17 protein-coding genes are annotated in these 22,291 nt (G+C 69.7%); 8 read left to right on the forward strand and 9 right to left on the reverse strand.

The window, feature by feature from the left end; genetic code table 11:
• Positions 1-27: 27 nt before the first annotated feature.
• Positions 28-1,203, reverse strand: a complete 1,176-nt coding sequence (locus LBW94_RS28545; protein ID WP_225059922.1) for a glycosyltransferase family 4 protein — start codon at positions 1,201-1,203, stop codon at positions 28-30.
• Between the two features lie 246 nt (positions 1,204-1,449).
• Here LBW94_RS28545 and LBW94_RS28550 point away from each other — a divergent pair, with 246 nt between their 5' ends.
• Entirely contained in the window at positions 1,450-2,244 is a 795-nt protein-coding gene (locus LBW94_RS28550; RefSeq protein WP_225059923.1) for a class I SAM-dependent methyltransferase, read from the forward strand.
• Between the two features lie 34 nt (positions 2,245-2,278).
• On the opposite strand, the gene LBW94_RS28555 is transcribed toward LBW94_RS28550, so the two are convergent.
• The 5 genes from LBW94_RS28555 to LBW94_RS28575 all read right to left on the reverse strand — a co-directional run bounded on the left by LBW94_RS28555 (position 2,279) and on the right by LBW94_RS28575 (position 7,990).
• On the reverse strand, positions 2,279-2,578 hold the full coding sequence (locus tag LBW94_RS28555) for a hypothetical protein (protein WP_225059924.1): 300 nt from the start codon (positions 2,576-2,578) through the stop codon (positions 2,279-2,281).
• A 171-nt stretch (positions 2,579-2,749) separates the two neighbouring features.
• Complete coding sequence (locus LBW94_RS28560) at positions 2,750-2,968, reverse strand: hypothetical protein (RefSeq protein WP_225059925.1); 219 nt, start codon at positions 2,966-2,968, stop codon at positions 2,750-2,752.
• 300 nt (positions 2,969-3,268) lie between these two features.
• Positions 3,269-5,101 (reverse strand): phosphoenolpyruvate carboxykinase (GTP), encoded by a 1,833-nt coding sequence (locus tag LBW94_RS28565; protein WP_225059926.1) that lies wholly within the window; start codon positions 5,099-5,101, stop codon positions 3,269-3,271.
• A gap of 239 nt (positions 5,102-5,340) precedes the next feature.
• Complete coding sequence (locus LBW94_RS28570; protein WP_225059927.1) at positions 5,341-6,891, reverse strand: hypothetical protein; 1,551 nt, start codon at positions 6,889-6,891, stop codon at positions 5,341-5,343.
• On the reverse strand, positions 6,878-7,990 hold the full coding sequence (locus LBW94_RS28575) for a hypothetical protein (protein WP_225059928.1): 1,113 nt from the start codon (positions 7,988-7,990) through the stop codon (positions 6,878-6,880). The genes LBW94_RS28570 and LBW94_RS28575 overlap by 14 nt, the downstream gene beginning before the upstream one ends.
• A gap of 529 nt (positions 7,991-8,519) precedes the next feature.
• Here LBW94_RS28575 and LBW94_RS28580 point away from each other — a divergent pair.
• The 4 genes from LBW94_RS28580 to LBW94_RS28595 are packed head-to-tail and all read left to right on the forward strand — an operon-like array spanning position 8,520 to position 14,538.
• Positions 8,520-9,887 carry a lipase family protein gene (locus LBW94_RS28580; RefSeq protein WP_225059929.1) on the forward strand — a complete coding sequence of 456 codons (1,368 nt, stop codon included), beginning with the start codon at positions 8,520-8,522 and terminating at the stop codon, positions 9,885-9,887.
• A gap of 59 nt (positions 9,888-9,946) precedes the next feature.
• Positions 9,947-10,750, forward strand: a complete 804-nt coding sequence (gene trmB / locus LBW94_RS28585; protein WP_225059930.1) for a tRNA (guanosine(46)-N7)-methyltransferase TrmB — start codon at positions 9,947-9,949, stop codon at positions 10,748-10,750.
• Positions 10,751-10,776: 26 nt separating this feature from the next.
• Positions 10,777-11,544, forward strand: a complete 768-nt coding sequence (locus tag LBW94_RS28590; RefSeq protein WP_416276982.1) for an NYN domain-containing protein — start codon at positions 10,777-10,779, stop codon at positions 11,542-11,544.
• The gene (locus tag LBW94_RS28595) at positions 11,545-14,538 is read left to right on the forward strand and encodes an MMPL family transporter (RefSeq protein WP_225059932.1); all 2,994 of its coding nucleotides are present in this window, start codon (positions 11,545-11,547) and stop codon (positions 14,536-14,538) included.
• A gap of 199 nt (positions 14,539-14,737) precedes the next feature.
• On the opposite strand, the gene LBW94_RS28600 is transcribed toward LBW94_RS28595, so the two are convergent.
• On the reverse strand, positions 14,738-15,355 hold the full coding sequence (locus LBW94_RS28600; RefSeq protein WP_225059971.1) for a DUF1707 SHOCT-like domain-containing protein: 618 nt from the start codon (positions 15,353-15,355) through the stop codon (positions 14,738-14,740).
• 115 nt (positions 15,356-15,470) lie between these two features.
• Positions 15,471-16,640, reverse strand: a complete 1,170-nt coding sequence (locus tag LBW94_RS28605; RefSeq protein ID WP_225059972.1) for an AI-2E family transporter — start codon at positions 16,638-16,640, stop codon at positions 15,471-15,473.
• A 345-nt stretch (positions 16,641-16,985) separates the two neighbouring features.
• On the opposite strand from LBW94_RS28605, the gene LBW94_RS28610 reads away from it, so the two are divergent.
• The 3 genes from LBW94_RS28610 to LBW94_RS28620 are packed head-to-tail and all read left to right on the forward strand — an operon-like array spanning position 16,986 to position 20,200.
• Entirely contained in the window at positions 16,986-18,536 is a 1,551-nt protein-coding gene (locus LBW94_RS28610; protein ID WP_225059933.1) for an adenylate/guanylate cyclase domain-containing protein, read from the forward strand.
• A 25-nt stretch (positions 18,537-18,561) separates the two neighbouring features.
• On the forward strand, positions 18,562-19,767 hold the full coding sequence (locus tag LBW94_RS28615) for a lysylphosphatidylglycerol synthase transmembrane domain-containing protein (RefSeq protein ID WP_416276969.1): 1,206 nt from the start codon (positions 18,562-18,564) through the stop codon (positions 19,765-19,767).
• Positions 19,768-19,822: 55 nt separating this feature from the next.
• Entirely contained in the window at positions 19,823-20,200 is a 378-nt protein-coding gene (locus LBW94_RS28620) for a DUF3054 domain-containing protein (protein ID WP_225059935.1), read from the forward strand.
• Between the two features lie 112 nt (positions 20,201-20,312).
• Here LBW94_RS28620 and LBW94_RS28625 read toward each other — a convergent pair whose 3' ends face one another.
• Positions 20,313-21,944, reverse strand: a complete 1,632-nt coding sequence (locus LBW94_RS28625) for an NTF2-like N-terminal transpeptidase domain-containing protein (protein ID WP_225059936.1) — start codon at positions 21,942-21,944, stop codon at positions 20,313-20,315.
• Positions 21,945-22,291: the final 347 nt, after the last annotated feature.

Genomic DNA, 22,291 nt, shown 5'->3' on the forward strand with positions numbered 1-22,291 from the left:
CACCGAACCCACTGCCGCAGGCGGTGATCAGGAGGCGTCGGTGCGGCCGGTGACCAGGCCGGTGACGTACTCCCCGCGCATCGCGGCGGTGAGGACTCGATGCACGCCGTATCCGGTTTGTTCCCAGGAGAATTCCTGTGCGCGGGCGCGGGCCTTCTCGCCCATGACCGCGCGGGCACCGTGATCGGTGAGCAGTTCGCCGACGGCCGCGGTCAGACCGGCGACATCATCGACCAGCACGCCGGTGACGCCGTCCACGACGGAATCGGTCAGGCCGCGGGAGTGGCGGTAGCCGACGGTGGCGACGCCGTGCTGGGCGGCCTCGACCACGGCCAGGCCCCAGCCCTCCTTGCGGGACGGCAGGAGGTGTACCCAGGCCCGTGCCAGCAGTTCGTGCTTGCGGGCCTCGTCGACATGGCCGTGGAAGGTGACGGCCTCGGCGATGCCGAGCTGCCGCGCATGGTTTCTCAGGTTGTCCGCCCACCAGCCGCCGCCGATGACATCCAGGTGCAGTTCTGGAATGTGCGCGCGCAGCGCGGCGGTCACCGCGAAGGCGTCCTCGATCTGCTTGTGCGGCACCAGCCGGGACAGCACCACCAGCCGGGGCGCTGCCGCGCGGACGGCCGGCCCGCCGATCGGCGTCCGCCCGGGGACCGGATCGATACCGTTGCGCACCACCGCGATTCGGGACCGGTCGACGCCGAGCAGGGCCAGTTCCTCCGCGGACGGCAGCGACACCGTCAGATATTGGCTGTGCCGGTGCACCCGCGGCGACAGCCGTGATTCGATCCACCAGCCGATCCGGCCCACCAACCTGCCCGCGACCGGCCACTGTTCCCGATGTCCGTGATGCACCAGCACCACCACGGGTGCGGCGCCGGCGATCCGGGCGAAGAACGGGATACCGTTCTGGGTGTCGATCACCGCGTCCGGCCGCAGCCCGCGCAGCGGGCCGAGTCCGAACCGGCCGGCCATGATCGCCGCCAGCGCCCTGGGATAAACGGTGAATCGGCCACCGGCCCGGCTGATCTCCAGACCACCGGCGCGCTCCCGCTTCGCCGCCCCCGGATATCGCGCGGTCCGCAGGGTCACCCGCACCCCGCGCTCGGCCAGTTGCTCCCCCACCCGTTCCAGATACCGTTCACTACCGCCGCCCTGGGGATGCCCGGAATCGCGCCAGCACAGTAGTAGTACTTCACGCACGGCAAGCATCTCCCGATGGCGTTCGGACGGACGGCGGACGACAGCGAAGTAAACCCTATCCGCCGACCCTCGCGATCCGGCCACCCCCACCTCGTGTGTCCCCCACGGTCCGGGCCACGGCCGGACCCCCGGTACGCCACCGGACCATTCGATACGCCACGGCCGGACCATTCCGATACGCCACGGCGCGGGGACGCCGACGCGGTGGCGATCGAACCCGGTACGGCTGTGCGAAACTGGTTCGCCATGCTTCGAGCCGCCGCCACACCACCCGTGCCCAGTTTCGCGCGCCGGGCCACCTTGGCCCGATCGCTGCGCCTGCTGGGCAGTTTCCGTTTCGAGCAGACCGATCCCGACCGGTTCTACGGCGGTATCGCCGCGGACACCGCGGATCTGGTCGCCGATTTCCATCGGGATCGCACCGGCCGCGACCTGACCGGCGTCACGGTGCTCGACGTCGGCGGCGGGCCGGGCTATTTCGCCGCGGAATTCACCGCGCGCGGCGCGCGCTATCTCCCGGTGGAACCGGATCCGGCCGAAATGCATGCCGCCGGGCGGATCGTGACGGGTGCGGTGCGCGGCTCCGGAATGGCGCTGCCGTTCCGCGACGACGCGGTGGACGTGTGCCTCTCGTCGAATGTCGCCGAGCACGTGCCGGATCCGTGGCTGATGGCCGAGGAGATGTTGCGGGTCACCAAACCCGGTGGGCTGGTGATCTTCTCGTACACCGTGTGGCTGGGGCCGTTCGGCGGGCACGAGACCGGGCCGTGGCACTACCTGGGCGGCGAATACGCCGCGCGCCGGTATCGCCGCCGGCACGGCCGGGAACCCAAGAACCGCTTCGGCGCCTCGTTGTTTCCGGTGCGGGCCGTGGACGGGCTGGGCTGGGCGCGTCGGGTGCGGCCGCGGGGCCGGGTGCTGGCGGTGTTCCCGCGGTATCACCCGCGCTGGGCCTGGTGGCTGGTGCGCATTCCCGGTGTGCGCGAGCTGGTGGTGAGCAATCTGGTGGTGGTCGTCGCGAAGCGACATCCCACCGGGTAGTCGCGGCGGCTTCCCCGCTGCCGCGACCATCCGGTCAGCGCTCCAGCCGGCCGCGCCGCCAGAACCGCTGCCCACCCAGCCGAGCCGGCTCGTTCCAAGGTGGCTCCTGCATAGCCAGGCCGATGGTTTCGAGCGGAGTGAGCCCCACCCGATCGGCCAAAACACGCACCGCCGACACCGCTTCGGCCGCTTGCAGGGCCGCAGTGGCCTGTTCGAGGGTCAGCGTGCGGCCGGGAAGATACGACACCACCCAACCGCCACCGCCCACGCACCTGGCCTGATGTGGGGTTTGATCACTGGTCATCAACGATCGATCGACCACTTGCACCGCCATGACGACTGCCGCCTCCCCTGCAATTGCATTTGAAATAACGAGGAGCTGAAGGTTGCTACCAGCATGCTCCGCTTCTCGATGAAACGCAATAGTGCGTTTGCCGAAAAGCGAACCGGCAGGTTGGATTTCGCAATCGGAGCTGTCCGAATCAAGCCGGCATTCGAACCGGCGTCAGGAAGCGACGGGCCGGTTGTCCGGCATCCGCACGCGCAGAATCGGCTGCGGTCCGTCGTCGTGGCGTTTCGCGATGTCCACCACATCGACCCGCCAGCCCGGGGGTAGTACGGCCTGCAACCGACCAGCGGCCCGGTGCAGCGGCGTACTCGCCACCGGGGGCTCGAAATCGGCCACCGCGGCGGCCGTTCGCGCGCCGTACGTCACGTCGGTCATGCCACACCCACCTCTCACACGTCGGGCCCGGCCGGTCGCGGCGAGACGGAGACCGCGAACGGCGGCGAGGCTCTCGGTTCTGTCGATCAGCTAATTGCTTTCAATCGAACTGTGGCGTCATGAGACGGTAGAACACACCCAGAATAAAGCACCGTCCGGCAAACATCGCGCATCGTGGGGCATCACACACGGAACTCGCCGAAATGAGCCGGACATTCGGTGCGAAACAAACCGACCGGCAAATGAAAATGCCCGCACCGGAACGATGTCCGATACGGGCATTTACGAAAAGCCGGATGCTTACCCGAGCCGCTGCTTCAGCGCCTCGAATTCGTCACGCACACCGGAGGGCAGCTTGTCGCCGATGAATTCGAACCACTCCTCGATGAGCGGGATCTCCTTGCGCCACTCCTCGACGTCGACCTGGAGCGCCTCGTCGACATCGGCGATCGCAACGTCCAGCCCCGCCAGGTCGAGGGCGGATGCGGTGGGCACGTTGCCGATCGGGGTGCCGACGGCCTCCGCCTGCCCCTCGATGCGGCCGATGATCCACTCCAGCACGCGCGAGTTCTCACCGAAGCCGGGCCACAGGAAACGGCCGTCGGCGCCGCGACGGAACCAGTTCACGTAGAAGATCTTGGGCAGTTGCTGCGCATCGGCGTTCTTGCCGAGGTTGATCCAGTGGCCCAGGTAGTCACCGACGTGGTAGCCCAGGAAGGGCAGCATCGCCATCGGGTCGCGGCGCACCGAGCCGACCTTGCCCTCGGCGGCTGCGGTCTGCTCCGAGGACAGCGTGGCACCCATGAACACGCCGTGCTGCCAGTCGAAGGACTCGGTCACCAGCGGCACCGTGGTCTTGCGGCGACCACCGAAGAGGATCGCCGAGATCGGCACGCCCTGCGGGTCGTCCCATTCGGGGGCCAGCGTCGGGCACTGCGACATCGGGGTGCAGTAGCGCGAGTTCGGGTGGGCGGCCAGCGTCTCCGTCTCGCGGAGGAACCAGTCGTTGCCCTTCCAGTCGATCAGGTGATCGGGCTCGTTCTCCAGGCCCTCCCACCACACGTCGCCGTCGTCGGTCTTGGCGACATTGGTGTAGACCGTGTTGCCGGCCTCGACCGTCGCCATCGCGTTCGGATTCGACTTGTGGTTGGTGCCCGGCGCGACGCCGAAGAAACCGAATTCCGGATTCACCGCGTACAGGCGGCCGTCCTTGCCGAAACGCATCCAGGCGATGTCGTCGCCCAGGGTCTCGGCGCGCCAGCCCGGCACGGTGGGCTGGATCATCGCGAGGTTGGTCTTGCCGCAGGCGCTCGGGAAGGCGGCGGCGATGTAGTGGTTCTTGCCCTCGGGCGAGATCAGCTTGAGGATCAGCATGTGCTCGGCCAGCCAGCCCTCGTCGTGGGCCATGGCCGACGCGATGCGCAGCGAGTAGCACTTCTTGCCCAGCAGCGCGTTGCCGCCGTAGCCGGAGCCGTAGCTCCAGATCTCCCGGTCCTCCGGGAAGTGGGTGATGTATTTGGTGTCGTTGCACGGCCACGGCACATCGGTCTGGCCCTGCTGTAACGGCGCGCCGACGGAATGCAGCGCCTTCACGAACGGCTTGTCCTTGCCCAGCTTGTCCAGCGCGGCGTTGCCCATCCGGGTCATCACGCGCATGGAGACCACGACGTACTCCGAATCGGTGAGCTCCACGCCCAGCTTCGGATCCTCGGCGCCGAGCGGGCCCATACAGAAGGGCACCACATACATCGTGCGGCCCTTCATCGAGCCGCGGTACAGCTCGGTCATGGTGGCGCGCATCTCGGCGGGGTCGACCCAGTTGTTGGTCGGGCCGGCGTCGACCTGCTCACGGGAGCAGATGTAGGTGCGCGACTCGACGCGGGCGACGTCGGACGGATCGGAGAGCGCCAGGAACGAGTTGGGCTTCTTGGACTCGTTGAGCCGCTGGAAGGTGCCGGCCTCGACGAGCTGGGCGGTCAGCCGCTCCCACTCCTCGTCGGAGCCGTCGGCCCAGACCACTCGGGCCGGCTGGGTGAGTTCTGCGACCTCCTGCACCCATGCGAGCAGCCCTGCGTGCTCGGTGGGCGCGGTCCCATCGGATCCCTGAAGACCTGAAATGGTCGCTGAGGTCATGAAACTCTCCTGAGAAGGGAGGGCGGCACCCGGCGGCTCGCGACACCGGGCTGCCACCGTTGGCGATGGACGGCCGTTCGCCGATCCGGCAGCTCACCCTGGCTCGGGCAGCATACGGGTACGAAACGGACACCCAGGTTCCTTTATAAGAAGGTTAACGCCATGTGACCCCTGATCCGGCATGGGGTATCTCACTCGGTATTCGGTCGAGACCTGCTCCATCGATCCCGGTGGATGTGTTACATCAGGACGGCGAGATCCCGCTCACACGCCGCCAGCCGGGCGGGTTGCTCGACCGCGAGGCGTCGCAAATGCGCCGCGATCTCCGCGGCCCGCCGCTCCGCCTCGACCGCCCGCGCGGTGCCGGCCCGCACCACCTGCTCGGTGAGCGCCGACTCGGCCTCCACCAGCGCCGTCGCCACCCGCTGCTCCAGCTGCGCACGCACGTTCACCAGGGCGTCGGCAATCCACTGGCGCAGATGCGCCCGGTCGGCGAGCAGTCCGCGGGCGCGCACCACCCAGAAGGCCACCCCGCCACCCAGCAGCAGGGTCGCGGGCACCGAGGCGTAGTCGAGGGCGGGCAGCAGTGTCAATGGCGCTACCACCAGCCGGCCCAGCCCGAATCCCGCCGAGGCGCCGAGCGCGACGACCAGGTGATCCTCGACACCGCGATGCCGCGGCTCGGGATCCGGGCCGACCGGCGGGGGTGGGCCGGAGCCGCGGCCGGGCACCGGCGCTCCCGGCCCCGCGGCCGGGCCGGAAGTGAATCCGGTCGCCGTCAGTTGCCGGTGCAGTTCGGTCAGTCGCCGGGCCACCACCATGTCCAGTTCCACGGTGAGCCCGTCCACCGCGTGCTGCACCCGCGCCGGAGTGCCGGGCAGCGCGTCGCGGCCGAGCCGGTCGAGGTCCGTGCGCGCGGTGGCGTGCACCGTCCGCATCCGGGCTCCGACCTCGTGCAGGAGGTCGACCCGGGCCAGTTGCAGCCGGTTGCGCAGGGTGGCCATGACCTGTGCGCGGCCGCCGTCGCGGGTTGCCGTCAGCGCGGCCCGTTCCGCGCGCAGCCGGGCCTCCTGCGCTCCGGCGGTCAGCACGGCCATCTGATCGAGGATGCGCTGCCGGGTGTCGGCCACGACCTGCGCGCGCACGACGTCGCCGGAACCGGCCGCGCCGGTCGCGGTGACCAACCAGGTGTGCAACGCGACCAGCCCCGACCGGTCCAGCAGGGCGGCGTCCGCACCGGCCCGTGCGGCCACCGCGAGCCGCGGCGACACCGGCAGCAGTTCCGGCGGCCCGCCGAGGACCGGGGTGAGCAGGTCGCGATCGCGATCGGCGACCACACGCCACTCCGGATGCGCATGGGTCCCGTTCAGCGCGAACAGCAGCCGGACGCCGGTTGTGTGCAGGCGTTCGGCGACCGCGAGTGTGCCCGCGCCGAGCGGCGTACCGGCATCGAGCACCAGCACCGCCACGGGTGCGGCCGTCTCCGGGTCGGGATCGGCGACCGGATCGCCGAGCTCCACCCGAGGCTCCAGCCGGGCCAGTTCGGTGCGCAGCAACAGGGTGTTCGGATCGTCGGCCGCGATCAACTGGGCAGCCGCCGGGCCACCGCCGCCGGTGGCCCGCAGCAGCGCGGCGCCCTGCGGGTTCCAGCGCGCGATCACCGCGGCCTGCCCGTGCACGTCCGTGGTAGCCCGCGGCGCGGCGCTGTCGTACGAGTCGTCAGGACTCCGGTCCCGTGCGCCGTGCTCCGGGCGGACCGCCGGATCGGGGCTCGGTTCAGAGGCCCGCACGGCTCAGTTGCTCCCAGAGTTGGATGTACGCGTGGTGCACGCGCAGGGCCGCGCGGCGGGCCGGGGCGGGCAGGTCGCCGCTCGCGACCGCGCGCCAGCGTCGCGCGCGGGCCAGGGCGTCGTCCGGATCGGCGGGTCCGGTGGCCGGGTAGCCGGCGGCAAGGTGCGCCACGTCCGGGTGGGCCTGGCCGGCGCGCAGGCCGAGCCATCGGGCTTCGGGGCCGACCAGATAGTCCTCGATCAGGTCGCGGGAGCGGTGGTCGGGAGGGACGGCGCGCGCGGCCAGGCGGGTCAGCTCGTCCAGCAGGTCGCCGCCGCGGCGATCCGCGAGCCGCTCGTAGCGGCGGTGCAGGTGCAGGTGGACGGCGTCGATGCCGGAGGCGGCGTGCAGCAGTTGCAGCAGCACTCGGGGTTCGGTGGCCGGGTCGTGGCGCAGCGCGATCAGGGTGACGGCCACGCCGTACAGACCCCAGCGGTCCAGTACGGCCTGCCGATCCGCGGTGTCGGCACCGGCCGTAGCGGCGGTGAACAGCTCCGGGGAAAGGGTGAAGGCGGTGCCGGCCCGATCGCGGTGCCGCCGCAGGGTGCGCAGATCGTCGTCGGACAGGAGGCCCGCGCGGGTGTGCGCGGCGAGTTCGGCCACCACCGGCAGAACCGGAATACCGAGTTCGCGGCCGTACTGCTCGGCCGCGGCGACGGCATCCGACCAGCGGGCGCCGATCGCATCCGCCTTGTTCAGCACCGCCAGCACCCGTTCCGGTGGCAGCTCGCCGAGTATCCGGCGGTCGGCCGGTTGCGGCGCACCGGCGAGGACGTAGACGACGAGGTCGTCGCCGAGGTCGGGATCGGGCGTGCCGGGCTCGTCCACCGGCGCGGTCTCGAGTGCGGAGATCAAGGCCAGTCCGCGCGTCAGCGTGGACTTCCCGGCCCGCGCCCGGCCGGTGATCCGGATTCGCAGTGGGCGACGCCAACTCTCGGCCGCGGCCGCCGTCGCCGCGTGGATCGACGGGTCCGCCACGCCGTGCAGGCTCGCCACCAGACGGTCGAGTTCCGGTGCGGCCGCGGCGTTCGGGGCCGGTCCCTCGGGATCGATCGGCACTGGTACACCCCCTTCCCGCGGGAATTCTCGCAGAAGCCACCGCCGCCGGGAGCCATTCGACTCCGGGTGCGTCCCCAGTGCGCGGCCGAGCGACCGGCCTCCCCCTCCCACACACAGCCGGTCGCCGGAAATCGGGGATCGCTCGGTTCTGCACAGGTGTCCACAGGGGTTCGGTGGCTCCTGCGCGCGAGCTATATGTCCAGCTAGCGTGTGCGATCGATCACAATTCCAGGGGCGTCGACGAGGCGTGTTAACCGTGTCACAGCCGCGGCGATTATCGATCGTGCAGGTCGACCGAATGGAACGAGCATCGGAGAATCGGGCACAGGAACCGGGCTGGTGCTGTGTTGCACCACAGCCCGGCGCCCGCACCCTTTCCGGACAGTCGTCCAGGACCCTATCCTGGTGCGAATGGACAGCATCGCCGCTGGCCGGTGGGGACGGATCGCTTTCGATTGTCTCGGAGGGCGCCATCGGCGGGCCTGCCACGGCCCGCCCGGCACCGCCCGGGAGAACGAAGGAGGAAGCGATGACCGTCAACGTCGACGTCATCGGCCGTATGAGTGCCGCAAGCATGCTACTCGCACCGAGCACCGATCCGCCCCGGCCACCGTCGGAGGATCCGTTCTACTACCCGCCCTCCGGACTGGAGGGATACGCCCCCGGCACCATCCTGCGCAGCCGGCCGATCGAGATCGCGCTGTTCGGCCTCGTCCCGCAGCAGGTTTCGGCCTGGCAGCTGCTGTATCGCAGCACCGACCTGCACGGCCGGCCGGAGGCGGTGGTCACCACCGTGCTGCTGCCGACCAGCGACGACGACACCCCGGCGACGGCCGACCGGCCGCTGCTGGCCTTCCAGTCCGCGATCGACTCCGTCACCGATCGGTGCGCGCCGTCGTACGCGCTGCGCCGCGGCGCCTGGGCGCCCGGTTCCATCACCCAGCTGGAATGGCTGATGGTGGCCAGCGCACTGCGCCGCGGCTGGGCCGTCAGCATCGCCGATCACGGTGGCTCGCACGGGAATTTCGGGGCGCCGCGCGAACCCGGCTATCGGGCCCTCGACGGCGTCCGTGCCGCACTGCATTTCACGCCGCTGGGACTGCGGTCCGATACCCCGGTCGCGGCCTGGGGCTATTCCGGTGGCGGGATGGCCAGTTCGTGGCTGGTCGAGATGGCGCCGACCTACGCCCCGGAGATCCGGCTGGCGGGCGCGGTGCTCGGCGCCCCGGTGGGCGATCCGGGCCGGGTGTTCGCCCGGTTGAACGGTGGCTGTTACTCCGGGTTTCCGGCGCTGGTCATCGCCGCGCTGACCCGGTCGTATCCGGCGCTGGCCCGGGTGATGGACGCGGACCTGACCGACGGCGGGCGCAGCCGGCTGGCGATGATCGCCCGCTCGGCGCCGATGGCGGTGCTGGTACGCATGGCCTTCCACAGCATCGACGAACATCTGCAACGCCCGCTGGCCGAGGTACTCGCCGAACCCGGCATGCAGGCGATGCTCGACGACCTGCGCCTGGGCGACTCGACGCCGGCCTGCCCGCTGCTGGTGGTGCAGCCGGTGCACGACCAGGTCATCCACGCCGAGGGGGTGGACGACCAGGTGGCGCGTTATCGCCGCGGCGGCGCCTCCGTGACGTACATCCGGGATCGGCTCAGCGAGCATTTCTCCCTGCTACCGCTGGCCACCCCGCTGGCGCTGGACTGGCTGGCGGATCGGATCGCCGGGCTGCCGGCGCCGGCGGACGAGACCCGGACGGTCTGGTCGGTCGCCGCCGCCCCGGCGCGCTGGCGCGGGCTGCTCGACATGGCGGGTACGGCGGCCCGCATCGTGCTCGGACAACCGCTGCGGCAGGAGTCCGAACCCGAGGTGCCGTCCGCTCCCACCCTGGCGGCGTGAACCCGGTATCCGATCGGCACGACCGGTCGGTTACTCGGTCTGATCATCGAATATGGACAATGGACCCCGTGAACGACGCCGTACACCCAACCACGCAGTCTGTTCCCGGACGGCGGTCGCCGGTGTCCGTACCGGGTCCGGAGCAGCGCACGGGCTCCCGTCTGTATCCCCGGGTCACCAGTTTCCGATCGCGCCGGGGCGCGCTCACCCCGAACCAGCAGCAGTCCTGGGATCGGACCTGGCCGCGCATCGGCCGCGAGGTCTCCGACGACAAGCTCGACGCCGCCGCCTGGTTCGGCCGCCCGGCCCCGCTGATCGTCGAGATCGGCTGCGGCACCGGCACCGCGACGGCCGCGATGGCCCAGGACGAGCCGCAGTTCGATCTGATCGGGATCGAGGTCTATCAGCCGGGCCTGGCCCAGCTGGTGCAGCGCATCGAGCGCGAGGAGATCGGCAATATCCGGCTGCTGCGCGGTGATGCGGTGGATGTGCTGGAAAATATGATTGCCGAGAATTCGCTGACCGGCGTCCGAGTCTTCTTCCCGGACCCCTGGCCGAAGGCCCGGCACCACAAGCGGCGCCTGCTGCAAGCACCCACCATGGCCCTGATCGCCAGCCGGCTGATCCCCGGCGGCGTGTTGCACGTCGCCACCGACCATGCCGACTACGCCGAGCACATCGCGGCGGTCGGCGCGGCGGAGCCCCTGTTCATCGGCCTGAACGAGGCCACCGGCGGCGATCCGCAGCGAGTCGGCCGCGACGCGCCGATGGGCTTCGAACGCCCGGTGACCAAGTTCGAAAGCAAGGCACATCGTGCCGGTAGCGCCATCACGGAGCTCGTGTGGGGGAAGATCAATTCATGAGCGTCAGTGAGATGGCCACCGTGGCCATGGATGTTGCCGAAATAATGCGCGGCACCGGAGACGAGCCGCACGGCGGCTCCGCACCGGCACCGAATCCCGGCAGCACCGTGGCCGGACACGGCGATGTGGCATCGCCGGTGCCCGGTGGTACCTCGGACGTGCGGCGAGTGTTGCTGGTATGGGACGCGCCGAATCTCGACATGGGTCTCGGCGCCATCCTCGGCGGCCGCCCGACCGCCGCCTACCGGCCGCGCTTCGACGCACTCGGCCGCTGGCTGCTGGCACGCAGCGCGGAGCTCTCCGTCGGCAGCGTGCACCGGGTCGAGGCGGAGGCCACGGTGTTCACCAACATCGCGCCCGGCACCGCCGACGTGGTGCGGCCCTGGGTCGAGGCACTGCGCAACGTCGGCTACGCGGTGTTCGCCAAGCCCAAGATCGACGAGGATTCCGACGTCGACAGCGATATGCTCGCGCACATCGAGTTACGGCGCCGCGGTGCCGGGCTCGCGGGCATCATGGTCGCCTCCGCGGACGGCCAGGCGTTCCGGGAACCGCTCGAGGAGATCGCGGCCGCCGGGGTACCGGTACAGGTCCTCGGATTCCGCGAGCACGCGAGTTGGGCGGTGACGTCCGATATCCTCGAGTTCATCGATCTCGAAGACATCCCCGGGGTGTTCCGCGAACCGCTACCGCGGGTCAGCCTCGACTCGCTGCCCGAAGAGGGAGCATGGCTGCAGCCGTTCCGGCCGCTGTCCGCCCTGCTCGCTTCCCGCCCCGCTCAAGGAGTCGCTTAAGTGTTCACCCGCTGGGGCGACTTGGTCTATCGCTTGCGCTACACCGTGCTCGGCGTGGTGGTGGCGGCGCTGCTCGCATTGGGCGGCTACGGGTTGGGCCTGGAGGATCATCTCAGCTCCAGCGGGTGGGACGACCCGAATTCGGAGTCCTCGCAGGCGGCACAGCTGCTGGATCGCGTCTACGGGCGCGACCACACCAGCGATGTCATCGTCCTCTACAGCGCACCGGACGGCGGTACCGTCGACGATCCGGCCTTCGCCGACAAGGTGACGACCAGCCTCGCCGGGCTGACTCAGCTCCCGGAGATCACCGGGCTGAGCTACTCGTACTGGAAGGTCGGCAGCACCCCCGCCACGGCGGCGCTGTCCACCAAGGACAAGAAGTCGGCCTTCGTGTCGGTCGCCATCAAGGGCGACAACGACACCGACGAGGTGAAGAACTACCGCAAGGTGAAGGACGCCTTCACCATTCCGGGCGTCAAGGTTCAGGTGGCCGGCCTGCAGACGGTGTCCGGCACGCTCAACGACACCATGTCGGCCGACCAGCGCCGGATGGAGATCATCGCCATCCCGGCGGTGGCGGTGCTGCTGTTCTTCATCTTCGGCGGCGTGGTCGCGGCCGCGCTGCCGCTGATCGTCGGCGGGCTCACCGTGGTCGGCGCCAACGGCATCGTGCGGATCATCACCAATTTCACCGAGGTGAACTCGTTCGTCTCCCCGGTGGTATCGATGATCGGCCTGGGCCTGGCGATCGACTACGGCCTGTTCATCGTCAGCCGTTTCCGCGAGGAGATGGCCGAGGGCTACGACACCCGCGCGGCGGTCCGGCGTTCGGTGATGACCGCGGGCCGGACCGTGCTGTTCTCGGCGACGATGATCATCGCCGCCAGCGCGGGCATGCTGTTGTTCCCGCAGGGCTTCCTGAAATCGGTCGCCTACGGCACCATCGCGACGGTGCTGCTCGCGGCGGTCAGCGCGGTGACCGTGCTGCCGGCGATGCTCGCCATCCTCGGCAAGCGCGTCGACAAGCTCGGGCTGAAGTGGTTCCGCAAGAACAAGACCGCCGAGGAGATCGAGAGCGGTTTCTGGGGCCGGTTACCGCAGTGGGTGATGAAACATCCGCTGAAGGTGGCGATCCCGCTGTGCATCATCCTGTTGCTGCTGATCATCCCGGTGAAGAATCTGAAATTCGGCGGGATCAGCGAGACCTATCTGCCGCCGGACAATCCGACCCGGGTGGCGCAGGCGGATTTCGACAAGCTGTTCCCGCTGCGCAAGACCAATCCGATCCAGCTGGTGCTGGTCACCGACAACACCTCAGAGATCGGCGCCGTCGTCAAGAAGGCCAGTCAGGCTCCCGGTCTGACCAGCTCGTTCTCCACTCCCGGCAAGCCGCCCAACGGGTCCAACGTCTGGCAGACGTCGAGCACGCTCAAGGATGCCGACACCGCCGACGCCACCATCGACTATCTGCGCTCGATGGACGTCCCCGGCGATGTGAAGGTACTGATCGGCGGACAGCCCGCGATTCAGAAGGACAGTATCGACGCGCTGATGTCGCGGATGCCGTTGATGATCGCGCTGGGGGTGCTGGTCACCACGATCCTGCTGTTCCTGACCTTCGGCTCGCTGGTGCTGCCGATCAAGGCCGCGTTGATGAGCGCGCTCGGGCTCGGCTCCACGCTGGGCATCCTGACGTGGATCTTCGTCGACGGCCACGGCGCCGGGGTGCTGAACTTCACGCCACAGCCGATCATGTCACCGGTATTGGTGCTGATCATCGCGGTGATCTACGGCCTGTCCACCGACTACGAGGTGTTCCTGCTGTCCCGCATGGTGGAGGCGCGCAGTCAGGGCGCGAGCACCACCGAGGCGGTCCGCATCGGCACCGCGCAGACCGGCCGGATCATCACCGCCGCCGCGCTGATCCTGCTCGTGGTGACCGGCGCCTTCGCATTCTCCGATCTGGTGATGATGCAGTACATCGCCTACGGCATGATCGCGGCGCTGTTCATCGACGCGACCGTGCTGCGCATGCTGCTGGTGCCCGCGATCATGAAACTGCTGGGCGACGACTGCTGGTGGGCGCCGCGCTGGATGAAACGGATCCAGCAGCGCATCGGCCTCGGCGAACCGATGCTGCACGACGATCGGCCGCACAGCACTGATGTGCTCGACCTGGTCAAGGCCACCCCGATCACCGATCCGGTCACCATGCAGATGCCGATGCTGGCCGACGGCACCCCCGCCAAGCCGGCCCGGAAGCTGCGGCGGCCGCGCTTCATCAGCGGTGTGGACGGTGAGGCGCCGACCGAGCGGATCGGCGGGCGGATCATGGGCCGCTGGGGCTCCGGATTCAGATCGTCCGAACTGCCGGCGGTACCCGCTCCGGCCGCCGAAACCGCGGCGCCGAAACCGGCTCCGGCCGAGCCGACCCCGCCGACCGGCGTGAGCACGCCCGCCACGCCCGCGGAGGGCACGGTCATGCCGCAGGCCCCGCTGCCCGGTGTGCCACCGCGCACGGTGACGCCGCCCGCCGCCGACGCACCGGATACCCCGATCCCGATGGCACCGCTCGGCGCCACCCCGCGGGTGCTGCCGCCACAGCCCGGCTCCGTGCCGAAGGTGCCGCCGCATCCGGCGGATCGTGCTCAGCTGTATCAACCGCACGAAGCGGATCCGGGCGGCCACGGCAGCCTCAAACCGGACGTGGCGCCCACCGGGCGGTCCTCGGCCTCCGGTCCGGCCCACGCCGCCGCGGACGAGGCCGAGTCGCAGGAACCGCCGACCACCCCGGTCCCGGCGCGGCCTGCCGATTCGGATACCCCGGGCGAGCCCCCGGCCGATTCCGAGCACGCCGAACGCGACAGCATCGAACAGTGGATGGCCAACCTGCGCTCGTCCCGGCCCGAATCGGACGAGACCGCCAAGGCGCCGGGCGGCGGCCGGACGGTGAGCGTCAACGAGTTGCTGCGCCGCCGCAACAGCCGATAGTCGAGAAGCCCGCCACCCGATCCATCGTTCCGGGACCGGGTGGCGGGTTTCCTCGGTTCATCGGTGTCCGGGGTTCATCGGTGTCCGGGGTTCATCGGTGTCCGGGGTTCATCGGTGTCCGGGGTTCATCGGTGTCCGGGCAGTGTCGCCGCCGGGTCCGGCGACGGATCGGGAGCCCGCGCCCGGCAGTTGGCGGGACTCAGGCTCCGCTGACCAACCGGCGCCACTGCACCCCGAACGGGTATTTGGCGGTGACCGAGCCGAAGCGCAGTTTGCCGTGTACCACCAGATGCAGTGCGCCGATGCCGGTGCCGCCGCTGCGCACCTTGTTGGTGACGCTGGAGCCGGTCAGTTCCAGGCCGTCGAGATCGACGGTGGCCTCCCCCGGCACGATCAGCGTCAGCGACGAACAGAAATCGTCGATGCGCAGTTCCACGATCTGGGTGGACATGATCGCCTCGGTGAAGTCCAAGTTCACGCTGGACATGTGGTTGCTCAGATACAGCGACGGCGGCACCTGCCAGCGACCACGCCGGTTGATCGAGGACAGCCGCGAGCGGATCACGTTCCCGGCCGGGGCCGGTTGCGGCGGCCGGGCATAGGACGGCCGGGGCGGTTGCGGGTGCCCGGACAGCCGGACGCCCGGCAGGTCGACCAGTACCGCGTTCAGCTCGCCGCGGGTCTTGGCCGCCAGCGCGGTATCCATCCGCTCGGTGAATTCGCCCAGCGACAGCATCCCCAGGCCGACGGCCCGCTGGAGCAGCATTCCGACATGTTCCCGTTCGGCGTCCGATACTCGCAGGTCCCGGTCACCCACCGCACCCCCGGTCGCTGTCGGGCGCATTCCGGAGGTGGACATTGCCTCGCCCATGCTTGAAGGCTACCGACGCGGGTCTTCCCGCACATCAGGGCAAACCCCGAATCGAGACCCGTCACCCGGTGGTGGCGGCGTCGGATTCGGCATCGGATTCGGCGCCGGGCAGATCGTAGCGGCCCGGCGTCGGCGAGTCCGGGTCGGCGTGGAACATCGGCTCGCCGGGATGCCCGCTGTTCAGTTCCTGATACAGGTTCGCCGGACTGGTGGACAGCAGCGAGCGCATCGCGGTATTCATCACCGCGACGAACGGCACCGCGAGCAGACCGCCGGGAATACCGGCCATCACCACACCCGCGGTGATGGCGAGCACCACGGCCAGCGGGTGGATCCGTACCGCGCGACCCAGCAGCAGCGGTTGCAGCACATGGCTTTCCAGCTGCATGACCGCGACCGTGATGCCGAGCACTATCAGCGCGGTGACCAGGCCCTTGGTCATCAGCGCCAGGAAGACCGCGATGGTGCCGGCCAGCAGCGATCCGATGATCGGGATGAAGGCGCCGATGAACACCAGCGAGGCCAGCGGCAGCGCCAGCGGCACATTGAGGATCGCCAGCCCCGAGCCGATGCCGATTGCGTCGACCGCGGCCACCACCACGGTGGCCCGGACGAATCCGATCAGCGTGCCGAACCCGAGCCGCCCGGCGACCCGCACCCGCTCGCGGTGCCCGGTCGGCACGATCCGGGTGACGAAGTGCCAGATCCCGTCGCCGCCGTAGATGAAGAAGATGGTGATGAAGAAGGTCAGGAAGGTGCCGGTGAGGAATTCGCCGATCACCGTCGCCGTGGTCAGCGCGCCGCTGGTGAGCGTCTGCTGATTCGATTCGATGGTCTTGATGATCGTGTTGCCCGCGTTGCGGATCTGGTCGTTGCTCATGTGCAGCGGCCCGTTGATCAGCCAGTCCTGCGCACTCTGGATGCTGGTCTTGAATTCGTCGGTCAGCTGCGGGAAGCCGGTGATGGACTGCTCCACCACGAAGGTGAAGATGCCCGCCAGCAGTCCGAGCGAGCCGACCAGCACCACGAACACCCCGACGCCGCGCGGCAATCCGAGCCGTTGCAGCACGTCGACCAGCGGCGACAGCAGCGCCGCGGCCAGCAGCGCGATGGCCAGCGGGATGACGACGGTGGTCAGCCGGTGGGCCAGATAGGCCATCGCGAGCACCGCGGCCAGGATGAGCAGCAACCGCCAGCACCACTCCGCCGTCTGCCGCACCAGCGGATGCACCGCGTCGGCGGGATTGCGGTGGGTTACCGCCACGCGACCGGCGCCACCGGGCGGTGGCGGGCCGCCGGGATCATGTGTTGCCGCTGCCTCCGGCCCCTCACCGCTCATGCCCGCGAGCCTAACCGGAATCGGGCGGCTCGGGCAGTTACCTCCAGGTGGAAAGCATGGCCACCCCTGGTGTGACCCCGCGACCACCCCTGGTGTGATGCGCAACTCGTCGCCGGCCGGATGCACGGCGCGCATCGGCGCGGATCACCGGGAGCGCCACCTGTCCGGTATCGTCCGGAACGCTAGATTGGTCATCGTGTCGGCGCCCCTGGAAGTAAGACCAAGCACAGTACCTACATGACTGGATCCACATCTCTGGAAGCGGTCAAACAGACCATGCACACCCGTTGGCCGCTGTACCTCGCCTCGATGCTGGCGGCCAACGCGTTCGGTGCGGTTCTGGTCTGGGCCTTCATCCAGTACGGGCTGCCCGCGCCCGAGGGAGCGCCGAGCGGGGTGCGGCGCACGGGCCTGCTCGTCCCGAGCCTGATCTTCGTGATCGGCGGGGTGCTCAGCGTCGCGGCCGCCGCCCTGATGCTGCGGCCGGTGATGCGCTGGCAGGTGCGCGGCGGCCCGCCCAGCCGGCAGGAACAGATGGCCGCCCTGCACGCCCCGCTGCGGCAGGCGATCGTGCACCTGGGGCTGTGGCTGATCGGCGGCGCGGTGCTGGCGGTGACGCTGGTCGCCGACACCCCGCGGCTGGCGGGGGCGGTCGTGGTCACCGAATGTATGGCGGCGACGATCGTCTTCGGCTTCACTTACATGCTCGGCGAGCGGATCCTGCGCCCGGTGGCCGCGCAGGCGCTGTCCACCGGCACCTTCGACCACCATCTGACCGCCGGCGTCGGCACCCGGATGGCGATGACCTGGGGCATGGGCACCTTCGCGCCGACCATCGCGATCGTGCTGCTGTGCGTCACCGAGATCACCTCCCAGGTGAAGTTCTCGGCGCAGTCGCTGGCACTGGCGATCCTGTTGCTGTGCGGGGTGGTGATCCTGCAGGCGCTGGCGCTGTCCATGCTGACCGGGTTCGGCATCTCCGATCCGGTGCGGCAGCTGTCGCGGGCCATCGCGCGGGTCCAGGAGGGCGCCCGCGACGTGCAGGTGGAGGTGTTCGACGGCAGCGAGATCGGCCTGCTGCAGGTCGGTTTCAACCGGATGATGGAGGAGGCCGCGCAGCGCCGCGAACTCCAGGAACTGTTCGGCCAGCACGTCGGCGAGGAGGTCGCCCGCCGGGCCCTGGAGTACGGCACCGAACTCGGCGGCGAGACCCGGTTCGTGGCAGTGCTGTTCGTCGACATGGTCGGCTCCACCGCGACCGCCGCCGAGCGGCCGCCGACCGAGGTGGTGGCCCTGCTCAACGAGTTCTTCCGGATCGTCGTGGACGTGGTCGACCGGCACAACGGGCTGATCAACAAATTCGTCGGCGATGCGGCGCTGGCCATCTTCGGTGCGCCGCTGGATCGTCCGGACGCGCCGACCGCCGCTCTCGCGGCGGCGCGGGATCTGCGCGGGGCGCTGCGGGCGCTGCCCGGCCTGGACGTCGGCATCGGGGTGTCGGCGGGGCTGGCGGTCGCCGGGAACATCGGGGCCGCGAACCGATTCGAGTACACGGTGATCGGCGATCCGGTCAACGAGGCTTCCCGGCTGACCGAGCTGGCCAAGGAATATCCGGGCCGGGTGCTGACCTCCGGCAGCGCGCTGTACTTCGCCGACGAGCGGGAACAGCAGTGCTGGCGCTCCGGCGACGAGGTGCAGTTACGAGGCCGCCGGCGCAAGACCCGGCTGGCCTGGCCGCGCCGCGATCCGGGTGCCGATCCCCCCGTCACGACGGAAGCGGCGCAATAGGCTCCGGATTGGTTACGCTGGCGGAGTGACGGCCCGAGGTGAACCTGCCGGTGTGTCGGCACCGCTGCCGCAGCCGAGCGGAAAGGGGCGGTTCCGCTGGGTGAAGTGGGTGCTGGGTGCCCTGCTGGGCGCACTGCTGATCACCGAGGGCATCTACCTCTGGCCCCGGCTGCACGAGTCCTGGAAGAACCTCACCGAGGTGCACTGGGGCTGGGTCGCGGCCTGCATCCTGATGCAGGCGGTCTCGATGAGCGGCTTCGGCCGGATCCAGAAGCAACTGCTGCACGCCGGTGGCGTCGAGGTGAGCCAGCGTAGTTCGCTGGCCGTGGTGTTCGGCGCCACCGCCATGTCGGTGACCCTGCCCGCCGGACAGGTGTTCTCGACCGCATTCACCTATCGGCACACCCGCCGCTGGGGTGCCAGCGCGATCGTGGCGTCCTGGCAGTTGGTGATCTCCGGGGTGGTGGCCGCGGTCGGCATGGTGTTGCTGGGTGTCGGCGGCGCGGTGCTGGTCGGCGATCGGATCGGGCCGTGGCAGCTGATCCTGTCGCTGGGTGCGGTGGCGCTGCTGATCGTGGCCGGCAACTATGTCTCCGCCAATCCGGGGTCGATCCAGGCTGTCGCGCGGCGGATCCTGCACCTGTCCAACCGGATCCGGCGCCGGCTCTGGGACCCGGATCGGGCTCCCGACGACGGCCTGGACAAGCTCGACGAGCTGATCCATCAGCTGGAATCGGTGGATCTGGGCCGCCGCGACGGCGCACTGGTCGCGCTGTGGGCGCTGATGCACCGGCTCGGCGACGTGGCCTGTCTGGGCGCGGCCTGCTACGCGGTGGGCGGCGAGCCGCGGCTGGCCGGGCTGATGATCGCGTTCAGTGTCGGCAAGGCGGTCGGGACGATTCCGTTCGCGCCCGGCGGCATCGTCTACGTGGACGCCACGCTCATCTACAGTCTCACCGCCGCCGCCGGGCTGCCCGCCGCGCAGGCGGTGGCGGCCGCGTTCGTGTACCGGCTGGTCAGCTTCATCCTGGTGGCGGTGGTCGGCTGGATCGTGTTCGCCTTCCTGTTCCGCACGCCGCAGGCCGGGGACGCGCAGTACGAGCAGGAGTTCGAACAGCGGTCGGCGCTGCTGGCCGAGCAGCGGCTGCTCGGCGAGACCGGCCGGCCGCCGGCGCCTCCGCCGGCGCCTCCGCCGGCGCCGGGGAGCACCGACAACACGCCGACGGAATAACGGGCATTTCGGCTCGGGGCGCGCGCCGGCCGGCATTCCCGTTAACCTGACCGGCGTGAAGAGACTGGTGCCGTTCGTGATCGACGCCGTGCTGGTGATCGTGTTCTGCCTGATCGGCCGGCGCAGTCACCACGAGGCGGTGTTCCCCGGCCTGCTGAGCACCCTGTGGCCGTTCGGGACCGGTCTGCTGCTCGGCTGGGCGGTCGCGCTGTGGCGCGCCGCCGACGGTGAATTCACTTCCGCGCTGCGACATTTCGACGGCCGCGGGCTGTGGCCGACGGGGGTCGTGGTGTGGCTGTGCACCCTCGTCGCGGGCATGCTGCTGCGGGTGGTCAGCGGCCAGGGCACCGCGCTGAGCTTCATCGGCGTGGCGGCGACGGTGCTGGCACTGTTCCTGCTGGGCTGGCGGGCCGCGTGGCGGGCGCTGCGCTGACGGTCGGCGGCTGCCGGCCCCGGCAGCCCGCATGCCGCCGCGCCGGCGGCCGGTGACGCCGACCGGCCGCGTCGGCCGCGAAGGCGTTGTGCCGCCGCCGCTTCCGGGCGGGTTACTTGCTGTCGGGGGCGGCCAGGGATTGCAGCAGCCGGGCGCCCATGCGGGCGGTGGCATCGCCGGAGTCGATATCGTCGATATGCACCGCGAACGCCAGATCACCCATCGTCAGCAACAGCCAGCCACCGGTACCGCCCTTCGCCGCGAAGGCGGTGACGCCCGCGTAGTGGCGCAGGCTCGCCATCTCCGGACCGTCGGCGGCCTCGTCGTGCAGCATGGCCCGCAGCCGGTCCACCGCATCGCTGGGCAGCGCGGCGATCTGGGCGTCGGTGGTGGCGGGCCGGCCGATCTCGATCATCGGCGGGATCAGGCCGCCGTGCGCGATGGCCGCCGCGGCGATCGCCATCCCGAACGGGCTGATCAGGATCGGGTCGTTGCTGCCCTTGTTCACCTGCTCCACACCCTTGCCGGCGAGGGGCAGCCGTCCGGTGATCTGATCCAGCCCGGCCACCTTGTAGTCGACGCCGATCCCGAGCATGGTCGCCGCCTCCGCGGTGTCCTGCATCGAGACATCCTGCGGCGCTTTCTTCTTCACCACCGCGGCAACGGCCTTGAACAGGTCGGCGGCGCCGCCGGCCGGATAGCCGGCGGTGAAGGCGGGCGAGCCCTGCTCGCTGGCGTAGTTGTTCTGCGCGGTGGCGACCACCGCGCCGGTGGAGGGCTGGATCGCCACGATCGAGGCGGCGGTGCCGGCGCTGACCACCGCGTCCTCGGCGGCCCGTTGCAACCTCGGATCCAGGGTGGAGGCGACATCGGGTGCGGGCGGACCGGGCTGCCCGGCCAGCTGGGAGACGAGATGCCCATCGGGCTCGAACAATTGCACACCCCAACCGGCGTGCTGGTCGCGATCCTCCTGCCAGACGTTGCGCAGCGCGTCCAGCAGCGGTGACCACACCCGGCGATCGGTGGCGATCACCCGCGGCTGCTGCTCCATGACCACGCCCGGGATCGCCGCCATCCGCGGCTGGAGCACCGCGAAATCGTCGTCACGCAGGCTCACCGCGACGACCGGCTTGTTCTGCGCCGCCGAAAGCTGCTGCATCAGCGTGTCTCCGGTGATCAAAGGGGCCACCGGCTTGATTGCGTCAGCGAGGGCGTTGGTCGTGCCGACCAGGTCCGTTGTCTTGGCCGGATCGACCTTGACCACGTTGATGGTCTGCTGGGTCATCAGCGGTTCGCCGGCGTTGTCGTCGACCTTCGGCGGCGGGGTGGGGTCGGTGCGGGAGAACTTCACCGTGCGCTGGTTGTCGAGGGCGGGCATCACCACACCCGGATCCCACGAGATTCGCCAGCCGATAGCCAATTTGCGGATGCTGCCCTGGAGGTCGTAACTCCAGTCCTTGCCCGGCCCGAAGTTCCAGTCCGCCTTGAGGTTGAACATGCCGGAATCGGCGTCGAGCGCGATGTACTGGGCCAGTTGGTAATCCGGCTTGCCGGCGTCGAGACCGTCGAACATCTGCTTCAACGTGGCCTCGGCGCCACTGGGGTACGAGGTCAGCTGGGACGCGTTGGTCGCGTCCCGTTTGTCGAGCAGTTGCGTGAAACGCTCGACCACGGCCTCGGGGCCGCTGGGTTTGCTGTGTAACGCGCACGATCCGGTTGCGGCGGCCACCAGGGCCGCACTCATCACTGCCAGTGCGCCGCGTACCCGAATGCGGCGGGATCCCCACACATCCATTTCGGCCCCACTCTTCACCCTCGTCACTCCGGCAACAGCCCAACGGTACCCGAGGCGGCGTGTACGACATCGCCGCACCATCCGGCGATATCGGGGGCGCCGCGACCCGCATTCTGAATGTTCAGCGCCGTACTCAGCGACCACCTTAGTGCCCGGATCGCAACTTTCGCCGGATCGGTCGCGGAATCGTTAGTTAGCGGCGGTCACGACTTCCGGACGGCGGAACCGTTCTCCGACGGCGTAATTCGGAACACCCGCTCACGAGTAATCTTGTAATCACAGTTACAACGTATCGC

The sequence above is a fragment of the Nocardia sp. alder85J genome, assembly GCF_020176955.2.
Lineage (GTDB): Bacteria > Actinomycetota > Actinomycetes > Mycobacteriales > Mycobacteriaceae > Nocardia.

Excerpts from the sequence above, each read along its gene's own strand:
- LBW94_RS28625 (WP_225059936.1), bottom strand. The coding sequence starts at position 21,944 with ATGAGTGCGGCCCTGGTGGCCGCCGCAACCGGATCGTGCGCGTTACAC.
- LBW94_RS28580 (WP_225059929.1), top strand. The coding sequence starts at position 8,520 with ATGACCGTCAACGTCGACGTCATCGGCCGTATGAGTGCCGCAAGCATG.
- LBW94_RS28550 (WP_225059923.1), top strand. The coding sequence starts at position 1,450 with ATGCTTCGAGCCGCCGCCACACCACCCGTGCCCAGTTTCGCGCGCCGG.
- LBW94_RS28590 (WP_416276982.1), top strand. The coding sequence starts at position 10,777 with ATGGATGTTGCCGAAATAATGCGCGGCACCGGAGACGAGCCGCACGGC.
- LBW94_RS28610 (WP_225059933.1), top strand. The coding sequence starts at position 16,986 with ATGACTGGATCCACATCTCTGGAAGCGGTCAAACAGACCATGCACACC.
- LBW94_RS28565 (WP_225059926.1), bottom strand. The coding sequence starts at position 5,101 with ATGACCTCAGCGACCATTTCAGGTCTTCAGGGATCCGATGGGACCGCG.
- LBW94_RS28555 (WP_225059924.1), bottom strand. The coding sequence starts at position 2,578 with ATGGCGGTGCAAGTGGTCGATCGATCGTTGATGACCAGTGATCAAACC.
- LBW94_RS28560 (WP_225059925.1), bottom strand. The coding sequence starts at position 2,968 with ATGACCGACGTGACGTACGGCGCGCGAACGGCCGCCGCGGTGGCCGAT.
- trmB (WP_225059930.1), top strand. The coding sequence starts at position 9,947 with ATGGACCCCGTGAACGACGCCGTACACCCAACCACGCAGTCTGTTCCC.